The organism is Halonotius sp. GCM10025705, assembly GCF_042662885.1.
Classification (GTDB): Archaea; Halobacteriota; Halobacteria; order Halobacteriales; family Haloferacaceae; genus Halonotius; species Halonotius aquaticus.
The window spans coordinates 94,964-119,687 of record NZ_JBHSZD010000001.1; the positions used below are offsets into that span (position 1 = coordinate 94,964).

The window sequence follows — 24,724 nt, forward strand, 5'->3', positions numbered from 1 at the left end:
TATCGTATCGTAATTCTCATACGGTTCTCGTCGGAAGCAATCAGCATCCCCCTGTGGGTTGACTCGGGCGATGGAGTCCGCCTGCCCCAACCGCCGACACGGCTGATGACTCCTACCTCGCCCAATAATGAGACAGACACAGCTGCTCGAACACGTCGAAACGATTCTCATCATCGCCGTCGGTGGCTTTGCCGGATCAAACCTCCGCTATTTCGTTGAGTTGACGCTGCCTTCCTCATTGGCGGCGACGTTGACTGTCAACGTTCTCGGGTCGATGGCTCTCGGGTTCCTCTTTTATGAGAATATTCTCGGTGACACGATATCTGAGTCTGGACGGTCTATCATGGCAACTGGATTTATTTCCTCATTTACCACCTATAGCACGTTCATTATCGATGCGATTACCACGACACCGCTGGTGGCTATCGGGTACATCGGGACGAGTTATGCGCTCGGATTCTCAGCAGTTGTTGCCGGTCGTGAAAGTGCTCGCAGAGTGATGACAGGTACCCAGCCGTCACTGGAGGCGGGTGACTGATGGAGCCAGCCCATCTCGTTGGAACAGGTGGTGCCATCGGTGCTGTCTTCCGACACTACGTTGGCATGCGGCTCCACCATGACCGATTTCCAGTCGGGACGCTTGGCGTGAATGTAATCGGGAGTTTTGTTCTTGCGTTGGTGACCTTCATTGGCCTTCCCACGGAGGCTGCCCTCTTGATTGGCACTGGGGCCTGTGGGTCGTTCACGACGTATTCTTCGTTCTCAGTACAGACCGTTCGATTCTGGGAGACGGGCGACAGACTACGGGGAGCAATCTATGCAGGTGGAACGTTGGCCCTCTGTCTGGCCGCAGCAACCCTTGGTGTTGGGCTTGCGTCGCTTCTTAACTGACCTCAATATAAGGAACGCTGTATCACTTGAGTAACCTTCTGAACTAGAAGATGCGTCATGCAAGATACGCGCCTTCTACCTTGCACCGCTTTGATCGATATGTTAGACATAGAAGAGACCAAGCAGTGACCGATACAGTGGCTGTAGTCAGCAGTTGAGTCTAGCCATCACACATCGCCATTATCTGTACTGCAAACTCTGCTGCTCAGATCAGCTAAGGAATGATCGAAGCAGAATACCAAGGCCAAAAACGAGAGCCAATGATTCGGCGATATGAACCTGCGTGAGTGTCAAAGTAGTAAACTGGTAAAGTACCCCTTCGACAAGGACGCCGAGTGTGATGAATCCGAATCCGACCGTCGCGTCGCGCAAGTATCGGGTTCGGTTCCGTCGGTAGGCGCGGAAACTGATTGTGGTTGTCGCGACCCCAACGACAAGCAGGAGAAACCGAACGGCGACTAACGTGAGATCCCAGTGTTCAGTCATAGGCCTTCTTTCCCATCCGCTTGCTGTGAGAGTTGACCGTATAGCGAATAAATAATGACAAGCATGCCGATGGCAACGATGGTCGTCTGGATCGCTCCTGCCACGAATATCGATAATCCCACGACATCGAATAGGACTCCCTCCATGATTGAGCCGATACTTATGAAGAAGAACCCGAGAGCCACGTACAGCATGGGCTCGTTTTGATACGTTTGATAACCCTTGTACGCTTTGTAGGTTATCAACAATCCTAATCCGACTGTGATGAGCTTCGCGATGACAAGTTCGATGTGCATTGGTGAATCAACTCTCCCGGATGTCTCGCCAAATTCGTGAAAACCGCTGGGCAGCATCCTCACGAACGTGGACGCTGACATCGATTGTTCCCTCGTCAATATCGACATCGAGATGGTCGATATTCGCCTCGTAAACGCTGTGATGGCTTCCATCTGACTCAATCCGTGTCTGCTTGACCAGTAGGTCATTGGCCACCATCTCTTCGACCCGACGATAGATTGTCGAGAGGGCGACATCACATTCATCACTGAGTTCTTTCGCCGATCGGGCCTCAGTGCTCGTCGCAGCCATAATTTGTCGGACTCGCTCTTGGCCGAGCAGTTCCAAAAGCTCGTCAGAGCGGTCGGTAGTAGACACGGCGGTACCCCGTATATGACGTTCTCACCCGAGGTACTTAAATAAGAGATAGCTTTGCGTCGCGTGCAAAATAGGGTCTCCCACTATTTCACCAGACGGTCTACCCTGACATGCAAGGTGACTTGTGTTATGACCGATCCACGACTCACACGACGACGACTGCTCGAAGGAACCACCGGCGTAGCCATTGCTGGACTCGCTGGCTGTGCGGGTGCTCCGGATGCATCGGATCAACAGCAAGCCGAGGGAGACGATCAACCCGGGCACGGAGAAGAAGAACATGGCCACGATCAGGCCAGTGAGCCTACCCCGTCGGCTGAGGTGGCGGTCAACACAGCACGAAGTGAGGGCTCGACCGAGTTCCACTTCGCTCCTCATGTCACGTGGATCGAGGCTGGTGGGACGGTCACGTGGCGACTTGAGAGCGGTACGCACACGGCGACTGCGTACCACCCTGGCAATGATCAGCCGCGGCTTGTTCCAGAAGGAACCGACGCCTGGGACACCGGGACAATGTCGGAGCAAGGTGAGACATTCGAACACACCTTCGATACAGAGGGTGTCTACCACTACCTCTGTGAACCGCACGAACAGTTCGGCATGCTCGCAACTGTCGTCGTCGGGGAACCCCATCTCGAAGACCAACGTGCACTCCAGACACTCCCGGAAGACAAGCCTGAGGAAGTCCACGGGAAACTTGAGGAACTCAACACAATGGTTCGGGAGATGGTCGGTGATACACATAATGAGGAAAATGCCACCTCTGAAGAGGATCACCACGAGGAGTAACGCCGGGAAGCCCCCGGTTACTCCATACTACTCACCTGACATGGGCGTAGCCATATCTCAATAATTGAGTAACACTTTATCGATGGTTCAACAACTTCGGACGACAGTTCTCGGACGGGACGGCACGCTGGAGCTATCGGGGAAGCTGACCGGGTACTGGATCGTCTTTCTACGGCTTCTCGTAGGGGGATGGTTCTTGCATGAAGGACTGAACAAGTATGCCACCCCCGGAGCGTTCAGTACCGGTTGGTTTCTCGAAAAGACGGGAACCATCGTCTCCCCTGTTCTCAATGCGCTCGCTGGGGGACAACCGAGACGATAATCACCCTCGCCATCCCAGCCGGTGAGTTGCTGATCGGTGTCGGCTTGGTGCTGGTGCACTGACACGGACGGCTGCGTTATTCGGGTCTGTTATGATGTTTTTCTTTTATTTTGGTGGTGAGCACTGGCGGCGAAGCCTTGTCAACGGTGAACTACTGGGATTCGTCCTCTTCGTGACGATCATCATCGTCGGTGCTGGCCGAATCTGGGGGATCGATGCCCACCTCGAATCGACCGAGTTGGTACATGATCACCCGTGGTTGCGCTACCTGCTTGGCTAATGGAGCGATGAATATGTCAGGGCCTCACTCCGATTACCACTGGCTTGATGATGTTGCCTTAGCCACTGGACTGGGACTCGTCTTACTCGGTGTCGTCGTGATGGGTATTCTAGAGACTGTTATGGGCAGTCCACATGTCTTTGAACCTGTCGCCGGAATTGTCATTCACACGTCGCTTGCTCCGCAACTCCGTGCATACATCTCCGCTCTCGGCTTCATCATTCTTCTTGTATGGGGGTTTTATCGCGTAAGTCGTGTGGCTCTCACGTAAGTGTCAAATAAGAAGAAATGAGCACATACACTCACGAGAGATCATCAGGTTCCCTATCTTAGCCACTCACTTCAACGAGTTATATCCACCAATCCTGCCTGCCCCAATTAGGAGTAGCTCTATTGCTGCATGCCCTCCATCTTGTACGCCGATCAGTCACAATACTGTTTATGCGACCGTTGTTTCGCTCAGTTAGGCAAACGCCACAGAAAAACGTGAATCCGCAATCCGGGTGTGATGTGTGTCGTCAGTCAGCCGACGAGACCGCGCCGAGTGAGCCGCCGGCGATACTCCCGATCACGTTCTGATTGGCAGCCACCCATCGCAGCAGGAGGTACGCGAAGATGTACTTCGCGCCGACATCCAGCAGGCTGTAGGCCCAGGAGGTCTGGGTGGTTCCGAGCACGGCCAGCCCTTCAGAGCCGACCGCCCAGACGACCGGGTAGGCCAGCCACAGGGTGACAGTGAGGGTTTTCAGCGTGCTAAAGATCTCCGCGGTGCCGGCAGCCTGTGCGTCTTTGGGCCACTCCACAAGGAGAATGTAGATGACGGCCACGAAGAACGCACAGCTGATGAGATACCAAAACCAGCGCAGCAGCAGTGAAGAGGTGGTCAACGCGGCGGCAAGCCCGGTGATACACATCCCGATATCCATCACGACAGCGGTGAAGAGCTTCGTCAGGTTGGTGCCCGCCAGGAGGCCAAGCGCGATGAGAATCATCGGTGTCGACAGCGCCCATGTGAGGTATCGACCCCACATGATAAGCACATCTTCCGAGCCGCCGCCGGGATAGGGAACGTTAATGACGCCGACTGTCAGCCCCGACACGAGGCCGGTGTAACTCGAAATCGAGACAAGCGGAACCATCATCGTCGCCACGAAGATCAACTGGGCACGCGAATCCGAGACGTTTCGTCCCATATACACGAACAGAAGGATCGCCAGCCCAGCTAAGGCAATATTGACCCAAAACGAGGCCGACAGCGATGTGTTTCCTGCGATCTGTGCGAACAACTCCGATTGTGTGAGATCGGTTGTCAGTGCGACCGCCGGTGGGGCTGCTGTGAGTGCTGCCATAATCCATCTGTCCCATCGATCGGTGACCACTAAAATTGATTGGATATTCCGCAAGTACTATTTCAAAAACTGATACACCAACGCCGCGGCGCACACGCCGGCAACGTCGTCGTCGTCACCGGATTGCGACCCCCACCGCCACTGAGTTGCCACCACCATCGCCACTGAGTTGCTACCCCTGTCGCCACAGGAGTACCACCGCCGTCGTTCCCGGTTCGCCGTAGCTATTTACCTGTCCGATACCAACCGGCAGGTATGTCCGCACCGCGAGTGTTAGTGGTCTCTTCGTCCGATACCGACGATCGGTTGACCGACGCGCTTGCGGCCGCCGGCTGTGATGTACAGACCGCTGACACCGCCACGGCCGCCTTAGGGATGCTCGGCACGACAGCCATCGACTGTCTGATCAGCGAGTACACCCTCCCCGGCGACGACGGCCTTGCGTTGCGCTCGGCTGTCCGACAACTCGATCCTGACCTGCCGTTCGTCTTGGTCACCGATGCCGACAAGGACGAGCTCCCGCTGTCGTTTGAGGCTGATATCGACCGCTACGTCCACAACAATGGCGCAGACACGACCGAGCGGCTCCTTGCGGTGCTGCCGGCTTCCACCAGCACCGAAAGAGAATCGACACCACAGCCGGATATCACCGACCACGAACCCGACGCGGCGGAGCTACAGCGTGCGATTGAGGCCGCGCCGATCGGCGTCAGTCTGACCGACCCCTCGCTGCCGGATAACCCGCTTGTCTACGTCAACGACACCTGGGGTGAGTTCACCGGCTACGATGCCGAGGAGACGCTCGGTCGAAACCCACGGCTGCTCCAGGGGCTTGGCACCGATCCAGAGACGACGGCACAGCTGGCGTCGGCGATCGACAACGAGGAGCCCACGACCGTCGAGGTGCGAAACTACCGGAAGGACGGCACCCCGTTTTGGAACGAGCTGACGATCGCGCCGATCCACGACGAGGACGGCGAACTCACCCACTATGTCGGCTTCCAGATCGACGTCACCGACCGCCGGGAGGCCACCGAAATTGCCGCCGACCGCGCCGACAAGCTCAGCCAGCACCGTCGGACACTTCGTCGCCTCCTTGATCGGGTCGACGGGCTGCTCCGTGAGGTCTCGGGCGTGCTGTTGGATGCCACCGATCGTGAGGTGATCGAACACCGCGTCTGTGAGGCTATCGCCGCCGAGCCAGGCTACACCGCCGGCTGGATCGGTTGCGTCGACGACGAGTCGTTTACGATCACCGCCAGCAGCGGCTGTTCGCTTCCTCGCCGGTGTCGATCTCGGCGTTGGCAGCCCCGATTCAGACCGCCATCGAGACCAACGAGCCGCGTCGATGTTCCGACTGTGCCGACGGCGAACTTGTCCCCGAGACAGTCGCTGCCAAGTGCCTGCTTGTCATCCCGCTGTGTTACGGCGATCGTCGATATGGGTTGCTCGGCGTCTACGCAGACGATGCGGAACTCCTCGACGACAGAGAACAGACCATCCTCGCCTCTCTCGCCAAGATGATCGCCAACGGGATCCACGCCGTTGAGACGACTCGGGTGCTCACGACCGACCAGGTCACCGAACTCCAGATCGACATCCGCGATCGGACGTTCCCGTTGTCACAGATCGCCGACACGCTTGGGACGCCGGTCGAACGCGTCGGGACGACCCGCGCCAGCGACGGCCGCTGTGAGTGGTATCTCGCCGCCGAGTCCTGTGACGTCCCAACAACAGAGTTGGAATCGCTCCCGTTTGTGAGCGATGCCCGAACGGTCTCGGCGACTGACACAGAACGCACGGTGGCGGTGACCGTCGAGACCACGGCACCCGCGGAACTGCTGGCCGACCACGGTGCGGTCATCACCGGGATCACGGCGACCGCCGACGGCGCGGTTCTGACCGTCGAGACCCCGCCGGAACGGGATGTGCGGTCGCTGCTTGAGGTGCTTGCTGACCCCTACGATGGGGTTGATCTGCGGGCGCGCACCCAGCGTGACCGCCGTGACCGCCGGCTCAACGAGGTGACCGCTGAGATCGACGAGCGGCTCACCGACCGTCAACAGGAGGCCCTTGAGGCGGCGGCCCTCAACGGCTACTTCGAGTGGCCACGACCGGTCGATGGCGCTGAGATCGCCGACACGATGGATATCACCCGCCAGACATTCCACCAACACCTTCGGGCTGCCCAGCGGAAGCTTGTCTCTGCGTACGTCGATGCCGACGATCGGTAGGTCGGTTGCTGCCGCCGAGTGGGCCGCCGGCGCCCCGTGAGCCAGCGTCTTTTTTATCTCCCGCCGTGTAGCTGCACATGTAGCTGTGGCGACATCGATCACCCCGGGCGAGGACAGCCCGCTGATACGGGAGGCCACCCGCGCTGACCTGCTGTCGATCTACCGGATCGAAACGCAGGTCTTCGAGCAGCCGTGGCCCTATCCTGCCTTCGAGGGGTTTCTCACCGAGCCGAACTTTCTGGTCGCCGCGACCAATGGCTCGATCACCGGCTTCATCGTCGCCGACGTGACGCCCACCTACGGCCGTGATATCGGCCACATCAAGGATCTCGCTGTCCATCCGACGGCGCAGGGCAACGGAATCGGTCGTCGTCTCCTCCAGCGGGCGGTGTTGGGGCTGACGGTCGAGGGCGTCGGCCGGATCAAACTCGAAGTCCGCGAACACAACAGCCGCGCCCGAGGGCTCTACCGCTCGGAGGGCTTTGAGCCGGTCACCCGTCTCTCGGGGTATTACGACGACGGCGAGGATGCTATCGTGATGGCGAAACAGCCGGAGCGAACGCACATATTCGATACGGAATAGCACAGTCGGATCGTTGTGCGCGGGTACTGTGCAGCCGCCAATCGAGCAGTGCTGTTTTGTCGCTGTCGGCGCTACCTGCTCTATGAGCTATCTGTGTCCGGTCTGTGCGGCTCCCTTCGGCGGCGGCGAGCCGTTGGCCGACCATCTTGCGGTCAGCGCGATCCTCCACGGCGGCGACCACGAGGCGTGGCTGGACGACACCGTCGCCGACTGGGACGGGCTCTCGCGGGCTGCTCTCGGCGAGCGCGTCGTCGACCACGCCGAAACAACCGACGACCACGAGCATGTTGGCGACCACAGCCACAGCCACAGCGATCCCGAACCCGCGAGTGGCCTGCCAAACGGGATCGATAGCGGGGCGTCGGCACACAACGCCGCTGACAGCACCCTCGACGCCGACGCCCAAGCGATCATCGAGGAGGCCCGCGACCTCACCCGCGAGATGCAGGGCGAGGACGAACAATAAGAGTCCTACCGCAGCAGCGATTTCATCTTTCTATGGAAACCGATGGCGTCTACGCCCCCGAGACGGTTGCTGCGGCCGAGGAAGCCTACGAGTCGTTGGGCTCGACCGCCCAGATTGTCGTCAAAGAGACGGCGAAGGCGATGGAGTTGGGCCCCGACGAGTACACCGAGCGCGTAACAAGCGAGGTCATCGAGACGGCGCGTGACGCGCTGTTTGCCTCCTTGCTGGAAGTCCACCATGGCGACCGCGAGGCGTTTGAGGCGTGGTGTGACGACCATCCTGACTACAGCGTTGAACTGCTCGGCAGCGACGATGTCGACGCGGTCGTCTGGCATCCGGTGCCGTTCGCCGAGACGGTTGTCGCGGCGACATATCAGAATGAACCCGATGCGGCCGCAGCGACGGTTCGGCGACGGGCCTTCGGGGAGCAGTACCGACCGGCATTCGAGGCGACCGACGACGAGATGGAGTGACGGGACGCACCCAGAACAGCACCTTTATCAGTCGTTCAGGGCGAACTTTTGGTAGAACTACTCTGAGGAGGTCAATAGTGACACAAGAGACTACACAACCGGAGGTGAACATCGGACTCGTCGGCCACGTCGACCACGGGAAGACGACGCTCGTTGAAGCGCTGAGTGGCTCGTGCACCGACCAGCACTCCGAGGAGATGAAACGCGGCATCTCGATTCGACTCGGCTATGCGGATACGACGTTCCGGAAATGCCCGGGCGTCGAGAAACCAGACTGCTACACTGTCGACGAAGAGTGCCCTGACGGCGAGGCGAGCGAGCCGCTGCGCACCGTCTCCTTTGTCGACGCGCCCGGCCACGAGACGCTGATGGCAACGATGCTCGCCGGCGCGTCGCTGATGGACGGCGCGGTGCTTGTCGTTTCGGCAACCGAGGATGTCCCACAGGCTCAAACTGAGGAGCACCTGATGGCACTCGATATCATCGGGATCGACAACATCGTCATCGCCCAGAACAAGCTCGATCTTGTCGACCGCGAGCGCGCGATGGAGAACTACGAGCAGATCCAGGAGTTCGTCGAGGGGACGGTCGCCGAGGACGCCCCGATCATCCCGATCAGCGCCCAACAGGAGACGAATCTCGACGTGCTGATCGGCGCGATCGAGGAGACGATCCCGACGCCGGATCGCAGCGACGACGACAACGCCGAGATGTTCGTCGCTCGGAGCTTCGATATCAACCGCCCGGGGACGACCTGGGAGGATCTCACCGGCGGCGTCGTCGGCGGGAGCCTCGTCAGCGGCGAACTCACCCCTGACGACGAGATCGAACTCCGCCCCGGCCGCGAGGTCGAGGAAGGCGGCCAAACCGAGTGGCAACCGTTGACGACGACGATCCGGTCGCTGCAGGCCGGTGACGGTGCTCCCGATTCCGTGGGGCCAGGCGGTCTCATCGGCGTCGGCACCGGCCTCGATCCGAGTCTCACGAAGGGCGACTCCCTCGGTGGGCAGGTCGCCGGCGAGCCCGGCACGTTGCCGCCGACGCGGAACGGCTTCGAGATGGATGTGGAACTCCTCGACCGCGTTGTCGGCGAAAACGACGAGGTCGAGACCATCTCGACAGGCGAACCGCTGATGCTGACCGTCGGTACTGCGACCACGGTCGGGGCGGTGACCAGCGCGCGCGACGGCGAATGCGAGGTCAACCTGAAACGCCCGGTCTGTGCCCGCGACGGCGCGACCATCGCCATCAACCGCCGGGTCGGCGCGCGCTGGCGGCTGATCGGTATCGGCACGCTGCGGGCGTAGCATGGTTGTTGTCGGGATGGATACCAACGCACTCATGATGCCGGTCGAATGTGATATCCGTGTGTTCGACGAACTCGACCGGCTGTTCGGCCCCGCGGCTGAGTTGGTCGTCCCGTCGGCGGTACTCGACGAGCTTGCGTCGCTCGCTGGCGGCCACAGCGAGGCAGCCACCGCGGCCAGCGTGGGAAAAGATCTTGCCGGTCGGTGTCGTGTCGTCGAAACGAACGTCTCATATGCTGACGACGCAATCGTTGAGCTGCCACCGACGGCGAGCTCGATTACGTCGTCACGAACGACGCCCCACTCCGTGATCGCCTCCTATCCCACGGCGTTCACGTTGTCAGCAGACAGGGCGAAACCACCCTCGGGATACGATCACCATAATATGTACAAACGGGTACGACTCAAAGATACGGTCGAAGTGCCGCCGGAACAGCTGGCGGATGTGTCGCCACAGCGGGTCAAACGCCTGCTACAGGACAAGCCAGAGGGACGCATGGACGAGGATGTCGGCAGCGTCGTCAGCGTCATCGAGGTTCACGAGATCGGCGAAGGCACCGTGTTGCCGAACCGCCCCGGCGTCTACTACGAGGCAGAGTTCGACGCCATCACGTTCGATCCCTCGATGCAGGAGGTCACCGACGGCACCGTCGTCGAGGTCGTCGAGTTCGGCGCCTTCGTCGGGATCGGTCCCGTCGATGGCCTGCTCCACGTCTCGCAGATCTCCGATGAATATCTCGCCCACGACGCCGAAAACCAGCAGTTGGCCTCGACGGAGTCGACCGACTCCCTTGGCGTCGACGACGCGGTACGCACGCGGATCGTCACGAAGAGCATCGACGAGCGCAACCCGCGGGACTCGAAGATCGGCCTGACGGCCAAACAGCCCGGCTTGGGCAAACACGAGTGGCTGGAGCAGGCCCGCAAACGGCGCGAGCAGGACGCGACGGCGGAGGGTGCCTAAATGGCGGCCGACCGGCTGGCCTGTCGGGAGTGTCACTTTGTCAACGAGGCCGACAGCCAAACCTGTGAGAACTGCGGGTCTTCCAGTCTGACCGAGGACTGGGCCGGCTACGTCATCGTCTCCCACCCCGAGGAAAGCGAGATCGCCACCGAGATGAACGTCAGCGACCCCGGCAGCTACGCCCTGAAGGTTCGGTAGTGTGCTTGAGCTCCCCGAGACGCTCCGCGGCGAGCTGAAAGACCCACTCGGCGAGATCTACACCGATCCCGACGCCCTGTTGGCTGCGGTCGACGATCATGCTGGAGCAACAGCCACTGCAGACGCGTCGTCGCCCCCGGCGCGACTACTGACCGTCGGCGATGTGGTGACCGCGACGCTCGCCGATGCCGGCCGCCAGCCGGATATCGCCGTTATCGACGGCCGCACCGAGCGCGAACCTGTCGATCCCGCTGTCGAGGCGACGCTGACCGATCTTACGGGTCGCCGGCTGTCGGTCACAAATCCGCCGGCGACGATCTCGGAATCGTTGCTCACGACCCTCCGTGAGGCGGCGACCGATACGGAGTACCCCGTCACGATCAGTGTCGACGGCGAGGAGGATCTGGCCGCGTTGCCGGCGATCCTCGCGGTACCCGACGGTGCCAGCGTCGTCTACGGCCAACCCGGTGAGGGGATGGTACACGTTCCGGTCAGGCCGGCGGTTCGCACGACAGCCCGGGAGCTGCTTGCCGAGTTCGACGGCGAGACGGACGCCGCGATCTCGATTTTGGAGTAGCGTTGACCTCGTTGCCAACACGATATCGTTCTGCTAGATCGATCCACTCGCCGGTGGTTTTTATACTCCGACGGGTCATGTGAACGAGCCACATACGCCGAATTCGGGCGGTATGGTAGCTCTTTGCAGGGTCTCACCCACCGAAGTATTTATATCCCGGCCGACAGAATGTAGAGTCACCAGAACGCCTCCGGCGCTGGTGGCATCGCACGACGAATGATCGGGAATTCTTATCCACGGTCGATCGCACAGTGGCTGGCCACTGCCATGGCCGGAGCAACAATGGTACCGAGGTTCAAATCATGAGTGTAGTAACTGAATACGACATCGACAAGCTTGACGACGCGGACAACGTCGAGCTCACCGACGAACGACTCGAAAACGGCTCGAAAGGCAAACTAATCAAACTCGCTGGGCAGCTCCGCGACCGACGCAACGAGCTCAACCAGATGGCATCCGAGCGCGCCGACAAGCGCGACGAGCTCAACGCCAAAACACGCGAAAAGGTCGACGAGGCCCAAGAACACCGCGAGCAACGCGACGAGCTCAACGAGGAAGTCCAAGAGCACAAGGACAAACGCAACGAGCTCAACGCCAAGGCCAACGAACTCTTCGACGAAGTCGAGGAGATGAAGGAGGATCTCGAGCTCGACGAGGGGAAATCCATCGAGGAGCTCGAATCCGAGATCGAAGATCTGGAGTTCCAACAGCAGACCGAGGTGCTGTCCTCGGAGGACGAACAGGAGCTCATCGAGAAGATCGAGGCCAAACGCGAGGAACTCGCCGAAAAGAAAGAAAAAGTCGACGACAGCGGTGAACTCGACGAACTCGTCGAGGAAGCCGAGGAAGTTCGCTCCGAAGCCTCCCAGCACCACCAGAAGGTCACGGAGCTTGCCGACAAGGCCCAAGAGCACCACAACCAGATGATCGAGGCCTATCGGGAGGCCGACGAGGTGCGCGATGAGGCCGACGAGATGCACGAGCTGTTCGTCGAGGCCCAAGAGGCCGCCGACCGCCACCACGAGGACTTCGTCCGCGTCCAGAAGCGACTCCGCGAGCTGGACAAAGAGGAAGAAGAAGAGCGCAAAGACGAGCGCCAAGAGAAGATGGAAGAGGAGAAGCAGGAAGCCGAGGACATCTACCAGAAGTTCAAGGAAGGCGAAACCCTCGAAACCGAGGATCTGATGAAGCTCCAGAAGACGGGGCTGCTCTAGATCGGCTGTTAGGCGGATTTGCTTTTGTTTGTGTCACCTCGGTAGCCGCGCCACCGGGAGCCGCGGCGACCGACTGGCTTTTTACTCACTCGCCTGTTTGGATCGGCTGTGACGACGTTGGTCTGTTGTCTCGACCGGGACAGCACCGTGACGACAGCGACGGGGTTGACCCCGCCGGTTGTCGGCTGGGAGGCGGTGCGGTCGCTGGTGACCGATGTCGGGTTGGATGATCCCGAGGCGACGACCGTCAACTGTCTGCTGGAAGCCCTCCGTGTGACCCGCGATCTCAATGATTCCGGCACTGACGCGATGGTAGCGGTGGTGTCGGCTTCGCCAGCGGGGACGACCGCCCCCGACCGCGCGGTGGCCGACCAGATCGACGAACTCGCCGCCGACTACGATCTGACGGCGACCGTTGTCGTGACGGGCACGACCGACGACGAGCGACTCCTGCCGGTGATCGAAAGCCGGCTTCAAGTCGACGGCGTCGACCGCGTTGTCGTCCGGCAGGCCCGTGATATCGAGTCGACGTACTACCTGCTCAAACAGTTTCTTGCCGACGAGGAGTTACGAACGACCGTGTTGGTACCGCTGGGCATCAGCCTGTTGTTGGTGCCAGCACTCCTCCTGTGGTTTTCGCCCGCGGTTGCGCTTGCTGGGCTGGCGGCGCTTCTCGGCGGCGCGGTGCTGTACAAAGGGTTGGGGATCGACGAATACGTTGGTCGCCTCCCGGAGGTGAGCCGGGAGTTGCTGTACTCCGGGCAGGTGTCGCTTGTCACGTATGTGACCGCGGCTGGGCTGACGATTGTTGGCTTGGTTTCGGGTGGCATTGCGGTGACGCCCCTGCCGGCATCGTTGGCCCCGATTGTGGTTGCTGCCTTCCTTCACAGCAGCAGCCCGTGGCTGACGGGCGCGGCTGTCACCGCCGCCACCGGTCGGCTGCTTGATCGCTGGATCGCCGATGAGCCGCTGCCGACAGCAATGCTGAGTCTGCCGGCAGGGCTGCTGGCGGTTGGGATCATCGCCCGCGGGTTCACCGGCTATCTGTTGACCGTTGCGTTCACCGTCGGATCGGTTGGGCTGTCGCCGATCCAGCGACTCGCTGTCTTCGTTGCCGGTGGGACACTCGTGAGCCTGCTCGGCGTGAAGCTGGCGACCGCGCTTGCGACACAGCCGGCCGACGCGGTGAGCGAGTAATTAGTTCGTTGCGCGGTACGCGCCGTGTTTGACACCGATGGCGAGGCTGATGAGCCCGAAGATAGCCATCGAGGGGAGCACCATCATCAGGATCGTCGAGGGGGCCATCGGGATCGGCGCGGCGATCAGCCCGCCGACACCAAGCGCGACGATAGCAATGAACAGTCCAGCGGTCGTTCCGGTCGTAAACTCCATACCACAGGTAGGGGATCCGCCGGCCTAAACGTAGCGGAGACGACTGCTTATGACTCGTCTTTCGGACGGATGATGTTGGCAAACGCCACCAGTCCACCGAGGAACCAGCCCAGTGGCACCGACAGCGAGAGCCACATCAGCACGTAGCCGGTGCCTTCCAGGGTGAACTGCTCGCGGATGATATCGTTGAGCCCGCCGACGAACAGGATCTCATCGAGGATCGTGATCGCCAGCTTCCTCGCTCCACGGGAAGATCGTCTCCTGGAGTGTCGGCTCGAACAGTGCGGCGACGACCGGCGGAAGGAACAACGCGGTCATCGCGGCCGGGTAGGCCACCAGCACGCTCGTCGCTCGGCCGCCGATCCGGCCGAACAGCACCGCCAATCCAGCCGATATCGTCGCGACAACGCTGGCGGCAACAACCGCGAGGAACCCTTCGGCGGCGAGACTAAACTGTCCGGCATCACCGAACTGGAAGCTTGCGGCTGCCGACAGTGCGCCCCAGACAACGACCGACAGCAGCACTGCACCGAGAATGCCGAGTCGGGTGGCCGCACTATCAAGCTTGGCCGCGTAAAACCGCGTTCCGTAGCCGATCAATAACAGCGGGTAACCGACCAACACCAGCGGGAGGCCGACGGCCGCCCAAAGGTAGTAGCCGGCCGTTTGGACGCCGGTCTCCGGCTTCCACTTCCCAAGGACGTGTCCGGGATCGAGTTGGCGCGGGAACACAACCTCCATCCAAGTCTCGTGGAGCCGCAGGAGGTCGATGCGGATCGCGCCGATCAATCCGGGTGACCGCTGTGCCATTGCTATCTACTGATCCGCGGGAGTATGTGAAGGTTGTGTTCCTGTCAGTTGTTCCACGGTCAAAGTCGGGGTCGACCCGCCGGTCGGTGGTCTCAATGCTGTCGATGGTTTCGATCTCCGCGTCGGACAGTGACACCGACAGCGACGCCCAGTTGTCTTGGATGTGATCGGCCCCTGTCGCCTTCGGGATCGCCGTGATCCCGTGGTGGCGCAGCCACGCGAGGCTGATCTGGGCCGGACTCACGCCGTGGTCGTCGGCGATCGATTCGATCTCGGGGATATCGAAGACTTCGCCGCGAGCCAGCGGGGAGTAGGCGACGAGTTCAACGTCGTGGTCGGCACAGACCTCCCGCAGTTCTTCCTGTTGGAGCAGGGGATGAATCTCGATCTGGTTGGCGAAGATCGGCGCGTCAGAGAGCTCGATGGCTTCGGCGAGCTGCTCGGGCTCGAAGTTGCTGACGCCGATCCGGTCGATCTTGCCTTGGTCGTAGAGTTCGTTGAACGCCGCCAGCGTCTCCTCGGCCTCGTAGGTTCGGGACGGCCAGTGGACGTACAGCAGGTCGACGCTGTCGACGCCGAGGCGATCAAGGCTTGCCTCGGCGGTTTCCAGCACGTCGTCGTACGAGAGGTTGTCAATCCAGATCTTTGTGGCGAGGAACACGTCCTCGCGGTCGACGGCGGCCTGTTCGATCCCGTCGCCGACGGCGTCCTCGTTGCCGTAAGCTTGGGCGGTGTCGATATGTCGGTAGCCGGTTTCGAGGGCGGTGGCGACCGACTCGGCGCAGGCCTCGGGATCGCTGTTTTTCCATGTACCGAGTCCAACCATTGGCATCTCGTTGGCGGTCGGACAGTCGTCGCTCACGGGGAGTTCGTTTTGTGCCATCATCGGAGTATTGTCCCGTCGCCGAAAAGGGGTTGTGGTCAGCCGCGATTCGTGTCAGCCAGCTTGCTGGATCAGTATTTCGGCTCGGCGCCGGTGATCTCGTAAAGCTCATCCATGATGCCATCCCGCACCGACTGCCACGCCGGGAACCCTTCGGGGCTTGCCGGATACCGCGCGTAGTGCTCGGAGAGCTCCGATGCTTTCGAGCGAACCTTCGCAAGCTCCAGCAGTTCCTCCCAGTGACCGAAGGTATCAACAAGTGTCCGCAGCTTCAGCGACAGCGGCATCGACGCGGTGCCGGTGCCGGCCAAGGCGTCGGCGAGGTGTTGGCCCGGCACTGATGACACCATCTCGGTGATCTCTTGGACGCTGCTTGTTGTACCCCAAATATTGTAGAGGTCGATAGCCGCGAAGTGTTTGCCGAAGCCGGTCATCACCTTGCGGTTGTACTCCCAGAGATTGGCCTCGCTCACGTCGTCGTCGGCGATCGCCCCGATCGCCTGTTTGGTCGCCCAGTAGGCCGATTTCGCCGCTCCTGGGATGCCGCCGCCGGTTGTCGGGTTGACGTGGCCGGCGGCGTCGCCGACCGCGATGTAGCCGTCGGCGACCGCCGAATCGTATGGTCGGCGAGTTGGCAACGCTGCCCCCAGTTTATCCTGGACGGTCGGCTCGATTAGATCCGGGCGATCCTCAACGGCCCGCTTGAGCTCCGGCACCATCTGCATCTCCGGCTGATCCATCTGGAAGCCCAGCCCGGCGTTGATCTCCGTCGCTGTCCGGGGGAAATACCAGAGATAGCCGAGTTCCTTGGTCGGCTTGAACACGATCGCATCGTGCCACTCGACGGGCTCCTCGACATCGATGACCTCGCGGTAGGCCGAACAGAACTGTGAGTACCGAACATTCGTATCGAAGTAGCTCCCGTCGAAGTCGGTTTTCTCTTGGAGGATCGACAGCGCGCCGGCGGCGTCGATGACGACCTCGGCGTCGTAGCTGACGGGCTCGCCCTTGCGGGTGCCGACAACGCCGGTGACGGTGCCGTCGTCGGCCTGGGTGACATCCTGGACAACAGTGTCGTAGTGGATCTCGCTGCCGACGCGGTCGGCTTCCTCTAAGAGGACTTCGCCGTAGCGTTTCCGGTCGAGTACCGCGCCGGGTTCGCCAAACTCGATCTCGATATCCTCGCCGTCGGCGGGGTTTTCGAACACTGCCCGGCGGATCTCGCGGTTGGTAAATGACTCGTCTTTGAGGTAGTCGAGATCGATCACGTCGGGGAACGTACTTTTTCCTTGATGGCGTCGCCGCAGGCGATATGGCCGGCGTCGGCCTCGGATTTTCGCTCTACGATCACGACATCGAGGCCGTCGGTGGCGGCGGTCGCGGCCGCGAAGGCCCCGGCGGTACCGCCGCCGACAACCACGATATCGTAGGCGTCGGAGGACATACACGCCCTATTGCTGTGCCGAGTAAAAAAGTGCGTCATCCGTCCGTCGTTGTCGCCGGCACCGAAACGGTGAAACAGACTGACCTGTTGAATAGTGATATGTATCGACGACAGGTCATCACGGCGATAGGTGCTGTTGGGGTTGCCGGGCTGGCCGGTTGTTCCGGGCTCACGGGCGATTTGGAATATACGGCTGCACCGGCAACCCTTGACCCTGAGGTTGCCGCCGCCGAAGGGTACGACACTGAGGGACCGTCGGTGTTTGCGATCAACGAAACTGTTGAGGTTGCCGGTGAATCCCGCGAGGTCGGGATCACGACGTGGACGACGGGTTACCAGTCTGAGACCGGGCCGTGTGTCGTTTTGAGCACGCCGGATGTCACACTCGTCGGCCAGTCGCTGAACCCCTTGGCTCAACTCAGCGGGAGTGAGCTCATCACCCGGCTGCTGGAGGAGCTTGGCGGCGGCGCGTCGATCCGTGATCTCGAAGCCGACGGCGAGACTGAGCTGTCGATCTTCGGGGAGCCGCGAACGATCGAGGAGTTCACCGGGGTTCTCGAAACCGGTGGCGGTGGTGCGGTGCCAAGCGAACTCAGCAGCGACGGCGGCGTGCCGATCCGACTCTATCTGCTGTCGACGACCCACGAGTACGGCGACGGGGGTCGGATGTCATCTTCGCGTTGGGCTTCCAGCCACAGGCATTGGTTGACACGGAGACGATGTACACGCTGTTCGAATCGCTCCAGCATCCGGTCGAACCACCTGAAACAGCGAATCAGACACAGTAAGATCGACAGCTGAGAGGAACACCCGCAGTCGACAGCCAATCTCGTCAGCAATTCGGTGTCGACTCAGTAGAATTCGCGGACGAGATCCGTCGCATCCTCGGGCGCGCCGTCGGGGATCTCCGCCATGTTCTCGGTGAGGCCGTGTTCCGCACCGTAGGCGTTGGCCTGTTCGTTCTGATAGAGGACGCCCTGGTACTCATTTTCGGCATCAAGGATCACGTCTTGAGCCGCCTCAAGATCAGTCGGGTCGTGGTCGGTTTCGCCGACATCGACCAACTCGTCGCGGAAGTAGTCGTAGGTGTCGACGTCGTTGAACGTCACACACGGGCTGAAGACGTTGACAAAGCCGAAGCCGTCGTGTTCGATCGCTTCCTGAACGATTTCGGTGTGCCGCATCGCATCCGAGGAGAACGATTGGGCGATGAATGTCGCGCCCGCTGAGAGCGCGAGCGCGAGCGGGTTCACGGGCGGCTGTTTCGGTCCTCCGGCGTTGTCGATGTTTCGAAGTCCTCCCGCGAGGTCGGTGAGGCCTGGCCCTTCGTCAGCCCGTAGATCCGGTTGTCCATGACGACGTAGGTCATATCGACGTTCCGGCGGACGGCGTGGATGAAGTGCCCAACACCGATCGAGTAGCCGTCGCCGTCGCCGCCGGCGGCCATCACTTCGAGATCGGGGTTGGCCATCTTGACGCCCGCCGCCAGCGGCAGCGCGCGGCCGTGAACGCCGTGGAGCGCGTAGCTGTGCATGTACGTCCCGATCTTGCCGGAACAGCCGATACCGGCGACGACAAAGGTGTTGTCGGGGTCGTTGCCGGTGTTGGCGAGTGCTTTCATCATCCCGTTCATCGTCCCGAAGTCACCGCAGCCGGGACACCACGTCGGTTGTTTGTCGGATTTGAAATCGGTGAAGCGTACGTCTGAGCTCATTGTGATACCTCCGGGGCGTCGGCGAGAGCCCCACTGATCCGCTCGGCGAGTTCGTCCGCGGTAAAGCGGACGCCGTTGTACTTGTTGATGCGGTCAACGCGGGTGAGTGCGTCGCGTTCGAGTAGGTCGGCAAACTGACCGTTGTTGTTGCACTCGACGACAAACACGTCGTCGGCGTCGTCGATGGCGTCGCTGAGATCCGGTCGCGGGAAGATGTACGGCACCGAGATGAACCGCACGTCGATCCCGTCGTCGGCGAGCATGTCGATGGCTTCGACCATCGCGCCCTCGTTGGAGCCCCACGAGAGAATCAGTGTGTCGGCGTCGCTCTCGCCGAACTCTCGGGGTTCCCAATCTTCGCGCTCCTCGGCCGTCTCGACCTTCCGGTCGCGTTTGTCGACCTGTTTGATCCGCATGTCGGTATCCTCGGTACGCCGGCCCAACTCGTCGTGTTCGAGCCCGGTCGTCATGTGGGCGCCCTCGTCGGTACCGGGGATCGCCCGCGGGCTGATCCCGTCGTCGGTGAGCGCGTGGGGCTGGAACTGGCCCTTTTCGTTCTGCCATTCGGCGAGGCCGTCCTCGTCGACGAGCTTCCCGCGGTCGATTTCGACGGCGTCCATATCGAAGGCGTCGGGCTCGAAGGTCTGCTCGGTCACCGCCAAGGAGAGGTCGGCGGTGAGATACACCGGCAGCTGGTACTTCTCGGCGAGGTTGAACGCCTCGACGGTTTTCCAGAAGCATTCGTCGATCGTTGTCGGCGCGAGCACGAAGCGGGGGATCTCGCCGTGGCCACCGTACAGCATCGCGTTGAGATCGCCCTGCTCCTGTTTGGTCGGCATCCCTGTCGAGGGCCCCGACCGCATCACATTACAGATGACCAGTGGCGTCTCGGTCGTCGCCACGAGTCCGAAGCTCTCGGTCATGAGGTCGATGCCGGGCCCGGAGGTCGCGGTCATCGCCCGCGCGCCGGCTCGGGCCGCGCCCAGCGCCATGTTGATCGCCGAGAGCTCGTCTTCGGCCTGTACCACGTGGCCGCCGTACTGCTCGATCCGACCCTTCAAATACTCCATCACGTCAGTTGCGGGCGTGATCGGGTAGCCGGCGTAGTAGCGACAGCCGGCGGCGATCGCCCCCATCCCGATGGCTTCGTCGCCGTTCAGGAGGACGTAGTCGTTGTCGGTCGTTTCGAGGTCGTACTCGAAGTCGTGGTCGTGGTTGTCCTCGACGTAGGATTGGCCCTTGCGGGCGGCCTCCTTGTTGTTGTCGACGAGCTTCTGGCCTTTCGCGCCGAACCGCTTTTCGAGCGCGCTGTCGAGGTTTTCGATCGGGAACCCGGTGACTGCACAGGCCGCCCCCAGCGCGACGACGTTGCGCATGATCGCGCCGCCGGCGTCCTCGGCGAGCCGTTTCAGCGGCACGTCAAGGCCGATGACGCCATCCGGGATCGGCGCGTCCTGCATGGTGGTGCGCTCGCCGTCGTAGATGATGACCGAGCCATCGTGGAGCTCCTCGCGGTTTTCCTCGATGGTTCGCGGCGTCAACGCGATCAGCACGTCGAGCCGGTTGACGACACTCTGGACGCGGTCGACCGACGTGCGGATCTTATACGCCGTGTATCCGCCGCGGATACGTGAGGCGAAATCCTTCGAGGTGAACACGTGGCGGCCGGCCCGCGAGAGTGCCTGAGCGAAGATTTTCCCCGTAGAGTCGATGCCGTCGCCGGCCTCGCCGCCGACAGCCCAGTTGAAATCCGCAGGCATTGGTAGTGGCCGACCTACTTCACCACAAATCAAAAGCCTTCTGGAACACTACCCGCTGAACCGCCAGTATTCCCCATTTCTGTCCGGAGATGGACAAACGAAGCGACCGTTTTCAACTGTTTTTGGTTTCATGGTTAATATCACCGCGTTGCGTCCGATCCCACCGGGAGCAAAGAGCCTTTGACGTCGCCCCCGAAGCGGATGTATGGATGCGACGGTGACGGTCACTGATGTGACCGCTGTCGGCCCGGAGACGGTTGCCATCGAGTTCGAGAGCCCCGACGGCTTCGACGCCCAGCCGGGACAGTTTATCAAGCTGCTGGCAACCGTCGATGGTGAGGACTACGCTCGCTTTTATACGCTGTCCTCGCCTGATGTGGCCGACACCTTCGAGATTACAGTCGAGATCGACCCACAGGAAAGCGGCCCGTTTAGCGACCACCTCGCCGATCTGACAGCCGGCGACGAGATCGACATGAGCGGCCCGTTCGGTGCCGAATACTACGAGGGTGAAACCCGTGTCGTCGTGTTGGCAGGCGGCCCCGGTGTCGGCCCGGCTGTTGGCATCGGCGAACGCGCAAACGAGGACGGCAACGCGGTACACATCGTTTACCGCGCCACCAACCCGATACACGAATCACGACTGTCGGCGCTCGATTCGGCTGGTGCAACCGTCACGATCACTGACGACGACGGCTTTGCTGCCGCCGTCGACGAGGCACTCACCACCAACGACGACGAACAGGTGTTTGTCTATGGGTTTGCTGGCTTTGTTACCGCCGCAACCGACGCCATCGACGCCGCCGGCGGCGACCCGGACGCCGCCAAGATCGAAAACTTCGGTTAGTCGCCGCTGTTGACCGCGACGCCTGTTCCGCTGTCAGACTGTGATTGTACGTCGCCGCCGACCTGCGGGAGCCGGAGCGCGATCCGCGTGCCCGGCTCGGCGTCGTCAATGTGGATGTCGCCGCCGAGCAGCGACATCGCCCAGTAGACCAGCCACAACCCGAGCCCGGTTCCGTGTTGCAGCGGCGTTTCTTCGCCGCTTTCAATCGCTTTTCGTTCGTGTTTGGGGATGCCGGGGCCGTTGTCGGTGATCACGATCTCAACGGCTGGCTCGCCGTCCCGGACGACCGTTTCGGTGGTCAACTGTACCTCTGGGGTTGCGCGGTTGTTGTGGACGACGGCGTTGTTGACCAACTCTGAGAGGGCCATCTTCAGCCGCACGTCGGCGTTGACATACAGCGACTCCTCGGGGGCGTCGACGACGACGCGCGCTCCGGGGTGGCGATCCTCGAACTCTCTGGCAACTCGCATGAGCAATGCCTGCACGTCGCAGGCCGTTGTCGTCGACCGCCCCTGATCGAACAGCGAGCGGACGGTGACCGCTTTCTCGCTGAGCTCTTCGAGATTCGACACCCGGCGTTCGATCCCTTCGACGTGACTTTGGAGCTCATCGTCGTCAAGCCCCGCGTTCAGCATCGCTGCGTTGCCATCGATCACGTTCAGGGCGTTCCGGAGGTTGTGGCGCAACACCCGATTGAGCACGTCTAACTGCTGATCGCGCTCTTTTCGGGTCGTGATATCTTGAAGGGCGAGCTCGAACACCGGGCCGTCGTCGGTCTCGGTGACGATGCCGGAGACTTCGCCCCAGATCTGGTTGCCGGCGGCGGTCTCAAACTGCAGTTCGACGTTGTCGACAGTCCCTTCGGCCAGCAGTCGATCGCTGAAGGCCGCCCGTTCGTCGGGGTCGACGTAGATCTCGCTGACCGACCGGTTCTCGAAGTAGGCCTTCGAGTCGGCCTCAAGGATGTCGACCAGCCCTTGATTGACCAGTTTGAACTCGCCGTCTGGCCCAGGCGTTGTCCGGTAGACGCCGATCGGGAGGTTTTCAACGAGTCGCTCATATCGCTGCAACTCACCCTCTCGGCGTTTCTGGTCGGTGATATCGACGTAGAGGTGGATGTATTCGTCAGCCTGGTCGCCCGCAACAGGAACCCCATGGAAGAGGAACTCTCCGGGGCCATCGACGGTCTCACAGGTCGTTTCGGTGGTGATCCGGTGGTCGCCCTCGTCGGTGTCGATCGGGCGACTATGCTGTGTCGACTCCCCGGTGTCGCTGTCGGTGACCTCGGGTACCATCGCGGTGCCGGGTGTTTCGTCGGTGTCGCCGAACGTGCGCTCAAACTCGGCGTTGCTGGCGATGATCTCCTCGGTGCCGTCCTCGACGACGGTGTCGGCGATCGGCTCGGGGATGGCGTCGAAGACAGCCTCAAACCGGTTGCGCTGCTCGCGGAGTTGGCGTTCGACGAGCTTGTTCCGGCAGGCCTCAGCAAGCTTCTCGTTGAGCGGCGTCAACGCCGACCGTGTTGCGGTATCGATCTCCCCGCCCTGTTTGCCGATGACGAGCGCGCCGAAGTCGGGCAGCGAAAACAGATAGCAGTGATCCCCGGCGGTCGGCTCGGTGTGGCTGGGAAACGCTTCGCTCGATAGCTCCGCGAGTTGGTCGATCCCGGCCGACAGTAAGGCGTTGCCCGCCGGATCGGCTGGGATCGTCGCCGTCGGCGTATAGCCGTCCTCGGTCGCCCGGAAGATGCCGCCGACCGAGCAGTTTAGCTTTCGGAGATAGCCCGCTAACGCGGCGTCGGCGGTCTCCGTGAGTGTCTCTTTGCCACCGATCGTGAGCGCGATCTCATAGAGGGCTTGCACCCGCTGTTGGCGCTCAGGCATCGTCGCTCACCGCCGCCACAACCGCTGTTTTGTTGTAGTAGTCTAGATGGCCGGTGCCGTCGTTGGCGATCTCGCCGATCGTGAGCGCGCCAACCATCGGCCAGCCGGCGGCATCGATCGCCGCGACCTCCTGGTCGAAGGTCTCATCGAGATACAGATGCCGGGAGATACAATCAAACACACAGAGGGTTCCCGCGCCGTCGGCGATCGGCTTCTCTGTCAGAGCGGTATCGGCTGCCTGCTCGGCGGCACCGATCAACGAGTCGGGGTCGCCGGCCAGCACCGTTACAAACTCCCCTTCCGGCACGGGCCCGAAACAGGAGATGGCGTCGCCGTCGACAGCGAAGGGATCGCGGACGATCGCCTCGCCGTCCAGCCGGCTGATGCCGAATGGGTAGGCGGTGGCGGTCTCGAAAAAGTCCTCCCGGTGGAGCGTCGCATCGGTGTTGGTCTCGATCGCGTTCTGGTAGACCTCGAAGGCCGACTCGCCGTCGAGTTCGCGGATCGTCCCGTGGTCGGCGTCGGTGACGCGAAACGGTCCGGCGACCTCGTTCCAGCCGTGGCGGACGCCGATCCCGATCGGTTGGTCGACGGCAGCCATCACGGCTGCGTCCTCGATGACGCCGTCGCCGGTAAACAGACACGGCTCGCCGCCGCCGTCGAGGCGGCCAGCCCCGCCGCCGACAACGCTGAGGCCGACGCTGTAGGTGCGGAACAGCGCGTCGATAAGCGATCCAACCCCATCGGCGTCGGCGTGGGCGTCGACAAAGACGAAGGCGGCCTCCGAGCCCCCGCCGGCAGCGACGCATCAAGCTCGTCGTCGGCCTCGCTCAACTCGGAGACGACGGTGACTGTCGGCGACGTTGGGAGTCCGATCGCCAGCAGGCCCGACGTTCGTGGCTCGCCGTCGACGATCACCTGTGGAAACAGCCCGCCACAGACTGGCACCGACAGTGATTCCAGTGTGGTCTCGAAGCTATCGGCGGTGATATCGACTGACGGCGTGGCCAACACCAACAGCCCCTCGACGCGCTCCTGTGAACTCAGGCTCGTCAGCTCGTCTCGGAGTACGTCACCGGACGCCGAGCTGTAGGCGAGTTCCATCAACTATCTGTTCTTACTAATTATTATACTAAGTCCTTACGACACCTGTTGACACATCTCCCCAGCGGTGGTACAGCTGCCGCCGCAGACGTTGTTGCCG

Annotated in this window: 24 protein-coding genes, 6 pseudogenes and 1 riboswitch; of the genes and pseudogenes, 18 read left to right on the forward strand and 12 right to left on the reverse strand. The window is 61.5% G+C overall.

The genetic code is table 11. From position 1 onward, the window contains the following. The first annotated feature begins 57 nt into the window (after window positions 1–57). Window positions 58–122, forward strand: a riboswitch (Fluoride riboswitch). 5 nt (window positions 123–127) lie between these two features. Beyond that, a complete protein-coding gene (locus ACFQJB_RS00560) occupies window positions 128–538 on the forward strand; it encodes a fluoride efflux transporter FluC (RefSeq protein ID WP_379722737.1) in 411 nt (136 codons plus the stop codon). Continuing rightward, window positions 538–891: a fluoride efflux transporter CrcB gene (gene crcB / locus ACFQJB_RS00565; RefSeq protein ID WP_379722740.1), complete on the forward strand. Its 354-nt coding sequence runs from the start codon at window positions 538–540 to the stop codon at window positions 889–891. Before ACFQJB_RS00560 ends, crcB begins: the two co-directional genes overlap by 1 nt. A 210-nt stretch (window positions 892–1,101) precedes the next feature. Here crcB and ACFQJB_RS00570 read toward each other — a convergent pair whose 3' ends face one another. The 3 genes from ACFQJB_RS00570 to ACFQJB_RS00580 are packed head-to-tail and all read right to left on the reverse strand — an operon-like array spanning window position 1,102 to window position 1,965. Next, window positions 1,102–1,377, reverse strand: coding sequence for a DUF7521 family protein (locus tag ACFQJB_RS00570; protein ID WP_379722743.1), 276 nt, complete (start codon window positions 1,375–1,377; stop codon window positions 1,102–1,104). Further along, on the reverse strand, window positions 1,374–1,673 hold the full coding sequence (locus tag ACFQJB_RS00575) for a DUF7521 family protein (RefSeq protein ID WP_379722746.1): 300 nt from the start codon (window positions 1,671–1,673) through the stop codon (window positions 1,374–1,376). Before ACFQJB_RS00575 ends, ACFQJB_RS00570 begins: the two co-directional genes overlap by 4 nt. 7 nt (window positions 1,674–1,680) lie before the next feature. Next, the gene (locus tag ACFQJB_RS00580) at window positions 1,681–1,965 is read right to left on the reverse strand and encodes a transcriptional regulator (RefSeq protein ID WP_379722749.1); all 285 of its coding nucleotides are present in this window, start codon (window positions 1,963–1,965) and stop codon (window positions 1,681–1,683) included. A 195-nt stretch (window positions 1,966–2,160) separates the two neighbouring features. Here ACFQJB_RS00580 and ACFQJB_RS00585 point away from each other — a divergent pair, with 195 nt between their 5' ends. Continuing rightward, on the forward strand, window positions 2,161–2,820 hold the full coding sequence (locus tag ACFQJB_RS00585) for a cupredoxin domain-containing protein (RefSeq protein WP_379722752.1): 660 nt from the start codon (window positions 2,161–2,163) through the stop codon (window positions 2,818–2,820). A gap of 416 nt (window positions 2,821–3,236) precedes the next feature. Then, window positions 3,237–3,422, forward strand: a complete 186-nt coding sequence (locus ACFQJB_RS00590) for a hypothetical protein (RefSeq protein ID WP_379722755.1) — start codon at window positions 3,237–3,239, stop codon at window positions 3,420–3,422. A 518-nt stretch (window positions 3,423–3,940) separates the two neighbouring features. Here the strand turns inward: ACFQJB_RS00590 and ACFQJB_RS00595 are convergent. Further along, window positions 3,941–4,771 (reverse strand): bacteriorhodopsin, encoded by an 831-nt coding sequence (locus tag ACFQJB_RS00595; protein ID WP_379722758.1) that lies wholly within the window; start codon window positions 4,769–4,771, stop codon window positions 3,941–3,943. A gap of 255 nt (window positions 4,772–5,026) precedes the next feature. Here ACFQJB_RS00595 and ACFQJB_RS00600 point away from each other — a divergent pair. The 12 genes and pseudogenes from ACFQJB_RS00600 to ACFQJB_RS00655 form a co-directional block, all read left to right on the forward strand. Next, a pseudogene (locus ACFQJB_RS00600) lies at window positions 5,027–5,749 on the forward strand (PAS domain-containing protein); the annotation flags it as partial. Window positions 5,750–6,057: 308 nt separating this feature from the next. Then, window positions 6,058–7,005, forward strand: coding sequence for a bacterio-opsin activator domain-containing protein (locus tag ACFQJB_RS00605; protein WP_379722760.1), 948 nt, complete (start codon window positions 6,058–6,060; stop codon window positions 7,003–7,005). Between the two features lie 85 nt (window positions 7,006–7,090). Then, window positions 7,091–7,588, forward strand: coding sequence for a ribosomal protein S18-alanine N-acetyltransferase (rimI, locus tag ACFQJB_RS00610; RefSeq protein WP_379722763.1), 498 nt, complete (start codon window positions 7,091–7,093; stop codon window positions 7,586–7,588). Window positions 7,589–7,670: 82 nt separating this feature from the next. Next, the gene (locus ACFQJB_RS00615; protein WP_379722766.1) at window positions 7,671–8,054 is read left to right on the forward strand and encodes a DUF5810 domain-containing protein; all 384 of its coding nucleotides are present in this window, start codon (window positions 7,671–7,673) and stop codon (window positions 8,052–8,054) included. A gap of 32 nt (window positions 8,055–8,086) precedes the next feature. Further along, a complete protein-coding gene (locus tag ACFQJB_RS00620) occupies window positions 8,087–8,527 on the forward strand; it encodes a DUF5809 family protein (RefSeq protein WP_379722769.1) in 441 nt (146 codons plus the stop codon). 77 nt (window positions 8,528–8,604) lie between these two features. After that, window positions 8,605–9,834 carry a translation initiation factor IF-2 subunit gamma gene (locus ACFQJB_RS00625; RefSeq protein WP_379722772.1) on the forward strand — a complete coding sequence of 410 codons (1,230 nt, stop codon included), beginning with the start codon at window positions 8,605–8,607 and terminating at the stop codon, window positions 9,832–9,834. Window positions 9,835–9,850: 16 nt separating this feature from the next. After that, window positions 9,851–10,218: pseudogene (locus ACFQJB_RS00630) on the forward strand (DUF188 domain-containing protein). 1 nt (window position 10,219) lies between these two features. Beyond that, complete coding sequence (locus ACFQJB_RS00635; protein ID WP_379722774.1) at window positions 10,220–10,798, forward strand: DNA-directed RNA polymerase; 579 nt, start codon at window positions 10,220–10,222, stop codon at window positions 10,796–10,798. Further along, window positions 10,799–10,996 carry a transcription elongation factor subunit Spt4 gene (gene spt4 / locus ACFQJB_RS00640; RefSeq protein ID WP_120100999.1) on the forward strand — a complete coding sequence of 66 codons (198 nt, stop codon included), beginning with the start codon at window positions 10,799–10,801 and terminating at the stop codon, window positions 10,994–10,996. Window position 10,997: 1 nt separating this feature from the next. Further along, window positions 10,998–11,573: a GTP-dependent dephospho-CoA kinase family protein gene (locus tag ACFQJB_RS00645; protein ID WP_379722778.1), complete on the forward strand. Its 576-nt coding sequence runs from the start codon at window positions 10,998–11,000 to the stop codon at window positions 11,571–11,573. Between the two features lie 302 nt (window positions 11,574–11,875). After that, the gene (locus ACFQJB_RS00650) at window positions 11,876–12,787 is read left to right on the forward strand and encodes a coiled-coil protein (protein ID WP_379722781.1); all 912 of its coding nucleotides are present in this window, start codon (window positions 11,876–11,878) and stop codon (window positions 12,785–12,787) included. A 108-nt stretch (window positions 12,788–12,895) separates the two neighbouring features. Beyond that, a complete protein-coding gene (locus ACFQJB_RS00655; RefSeq protein ID WP_379722784.1) occupies window positions 12,896–13,984 on the forward strand; it encodes a DUF373 family protein in 1,089 nt (362 codons plus the stop codon). Here the strand turns inward: ACFQJB_RS00655 and ACFQJB_RS00660 are convergent, their stop codons facing one another. From ACFQJB_RS00660 to ACFQJB_RS00675, 4 genes and pseudogenes are all read right to left on the reverse strand, one after another. Beyond that, window positions 13,985–14,179: a DUF7333 family protein gene (locus ACFQJB_RS00660; RefSeq protein WP_379722787.1), complete on the reverse strand. Its 195-nt coding sequence runs from the start codon at window positions 14,177–14,179 to the stop codon at window positions 13,985–13,987. It lies immediately after the preceding gene. A gap of 47 nt (window positions 14,180–14,226) precedes the next feature. Continuing rightward, window positions 14,227–14,965: pseudogene (locus ACFQJB_RS00665) on the reverse strand (hypothetical protein). Window positions 14,966–15,033: 68 nt separating this feature from the next. Further along, window positions 15,034–15,875, reverse strand: a pseudogene (locus ACFQJB_RS00670) (aldo/keto reductase). 68 nt (window positions 15,876–15,943) lie between these two features. Beyond that, window positions 15,944–17,316, reverse strand: a pseudogene (locus tag ACFQJB_RS00675) (geranylgeranyl reductase family protein). 99 nt (window positions 17,317–17,415) lie between these two features. Here ACFQJB_RS00675 and ACFQJB_RS00680 point away from each other — a divergent pair. Next, window positions 17,416–18,117 carry a DUF6517 family protein gene (locus tag ACFQJB_RS00680; RefSeq protein WP_379722790.1) on the forward strand — a complete coding sequence of 234 codons (702 nt, stop codon included), beginning with the start codon at window positions 17,416–17,418 and terminating at the stop codon, window positions 18,115–18,117. Between the two features lie 50 nt (window positions 18,118–18,167). On the opposite strand, the pseudogene ACFQJB_RS00685 reads toward ACFQJB_RS00680, so the two are convergent. Both ACFQJB_RS00685 and ACFQJB_RS00690 read right to left on the reverse strand, forming a co-directional pair. Continuing rightward, window positions 18,168–19,030: pseudogene (locus tag ACFQJB_RS00685) on the reverse strand (2-oxoacid:ferredoxin oxidoreductase subunit beta). Further along, complete coding sequence (locus ACFQJB_RS00690) at window positions 19,027–20,790, reverse strand: 2-oxoacid:acceptor oxidoreductase subunit alpha (protein ID WP_379722793.1); 1,764 nt, start codon at window positions 20,788–20,790, stop codon at window positions 19,027–19,029. Before ACFQJB_RS00690 ends, ACFQJB_RS00685 begins: the two are co-directional and overlap by 4 nt. Window positions 20,791–20,995: 205 nt before the next feature. Between ACFQJB_RS00690 and ACFQJB_RS00695 the strand changes: the two genes are divergently transcribed. Further along, complete coding sequence (locus ACFQJB_RS00695) at window positions 20,996–21,637, forward strand: FAD-dependent oxidoreductase (RefSeq protein WP_379722796.1); 642 nt, start codon at window positions 20,996–20,998, stop codon at window positions 21,635–21,637. Here the strand turns inward: ACFQJB_RS00695 and ACFQJB_RS00700 are convergent. Beyond that, window positions 21,634–23,520 carry a sensor histidine kinase gene (locus tag ACFQJB_RS00700; protein ID WP_379722799.1) on the reverse strand — a complete coding sequence of 629 codons (1,887 nt, stop codon included), beginning with the start codon at window positions 23,518–23,520 and terminating at the stop codon, window positions 21,634–21,636. The two genes, ACFQJB_RS00695 and ACFQJB_RS00700, sit on opposite strands and share 4 nt — an antisense overlap. Continuing rightward, window positions 23,513–24,247 carry an FIST signal transduction protein gene (locus ACFQJB_RS00705; protein ID WP_379727902.1) on the reverse strand — a complete coding sequence of 245 codons (735 nt, stop codon included), beginning with the start codon at window positions 24,245–24,247 and terminating at the stop codon, window positions 23,513–23,515. The genes ACFQJB_RS00700 and ACFQJB_RS00705 overlap by 8 nt, the downstream gene beginning before the upstream one ends. Between the last annotated feature and the right edge of the window lie 477 nt (window positions 24,248–24,724).

What these genes read in the sequence shown, in the direction of transcription:
- ACFQJB_RS00560 (WP_379722737.1), top strand. Translation starts at nt 128, where the DNA reads ATGAGACAGACACAGCTGCTCGAACACGTCGAAACGATTCTCATCATC.
- crcB (WP_379722740.1), top strand. Translation starts at nt 538, where the DNA reads ATGGAGCCAGCCCATCTCGTTGGAACAGGTGGTGCCATCGGTGCTGTC.
- ACFQJB_RS00570 (WP_379722743.1), bottom strand. Translation starts at nt 1,377, where the DNA reads ATGACTGAACACTGGGATCTCACGTTAGTCGCCGTTCGGTTTCTCCTG.
- ACFQJB_RS00575 (WP_379722746.1), bottom strand. Translation starts at nt 1,673, where the DNA reads ATGCACATCGAACTTGTCATCGCGAAGCTCATCACAGTCGGATTAGGA.
- ACFQJB_RS00580 (WP_379722749.1), bottom strand. Translation starts at nt 1,965, where the DNA reads ATGGCTGCGACGAGCACTGAGGCCCGATCGGCGAAAGAACTCAGTGAT.
- ACFQJB_RS00585 (WP_379722752.1), top strand. Translation starts at nt 2,161, where the DNA reads ATGACCGATCCACGACTCACACGACGACGACTGCTCGAAGGAACCACC.
- ACFQJB_RS00590 (WP_379722755.1), top strand. Translation starts at nt 3,237, where the DNA reads ATGTTTTTCTTTTATTTTGGTGGTGAGCACTGGCGGCGAAGCCTTGTC.
- ACFQJB_RS00595 (WP_379722758.1), bottom strand. Translation starts at nt 4,771, where the DNA reads ATGGCAGCACTCACAGCAGCCCCACCGGCGGTCGCACTGACAACCGAT.
- ACFQJB_RS00615 (WP_379722766.1), top strand. Translation starts at nt 7,671, where the DNA reads ATGAGCTATCTGTGTCCGGTCTGTGCGGCTCCCTTCGGCGGCGGCGAG.
- ACFQJB_RS00620 (WP_379722769.1), top strand. Translation starts at nt 8,087, where the DNA reads ATGGAAACCGATGGCGTCTACGCCCCCGAGACGGTTGCTGCGGCCGAG.
- ACFQJB_RS00635 (WP_379722774.1), top strand. Translation starts at nt 10,220, where the DNA reads ATGTACAAACGGGTACGACTCAAAGATACGGTCGAAGTGCCGCCGGAA.
- spt4 (WP_120100999.1), top strand. Translation starts at nt 10,799, where the DNA reads ATGGCGGCCGACCGGCTGGCCTGTCGGGAGTGTCACTTTGTCAACGAG.
- ACFQJB_RS00650 (WP_379722781.1), top strand. Translation starts at nt 11,876, where the DNA reads ATGAGTGTAGTAACTGAATACGACATCGACAAGCTTGACGACGCGGAC.
- ACFQJB_RS00660 (WP_379722787.1), bottom strand. Translation starts at nt 14,179, where the DNA reads ATGGAGTTTACGACCGGAACGACCGCTGGACTGTTCATTGCTATCGTC.
- ACFQJB_RS00680 (WP_379722790.1), top strand. Translation starts at nt 17,416, where the DNA reads ATGTATCGACGACAGGTCATCACGGCGATAGGTGCTGTTGGGGTTGCC.
- ACFQJB_RS00690 (WP_379722793.1), bottom strand. Translation starts at nt 20,790, where the DNA reads ATGCCTGCGGATTTCAACTGGGCTGTCGGCGGCGAGGCCGGCGACGGC.
- ACFQJB_RS00695 (WP_379722796.1), top strand. Translation starts at nt 20,996, where the DNA reads ATGGATGCGACGGTGACGGTCACTGATGTGACCGCTGTCGGCCCGGAG.
- ACFQJB_RS00700 (WP_379722799.1), bottom strand. Translation starts at nt 23,520, where the DNA reads ATGCCTGAGCGCCAACAGCGGGTGCAAGCCCTCTATGAGATCGCGCTC.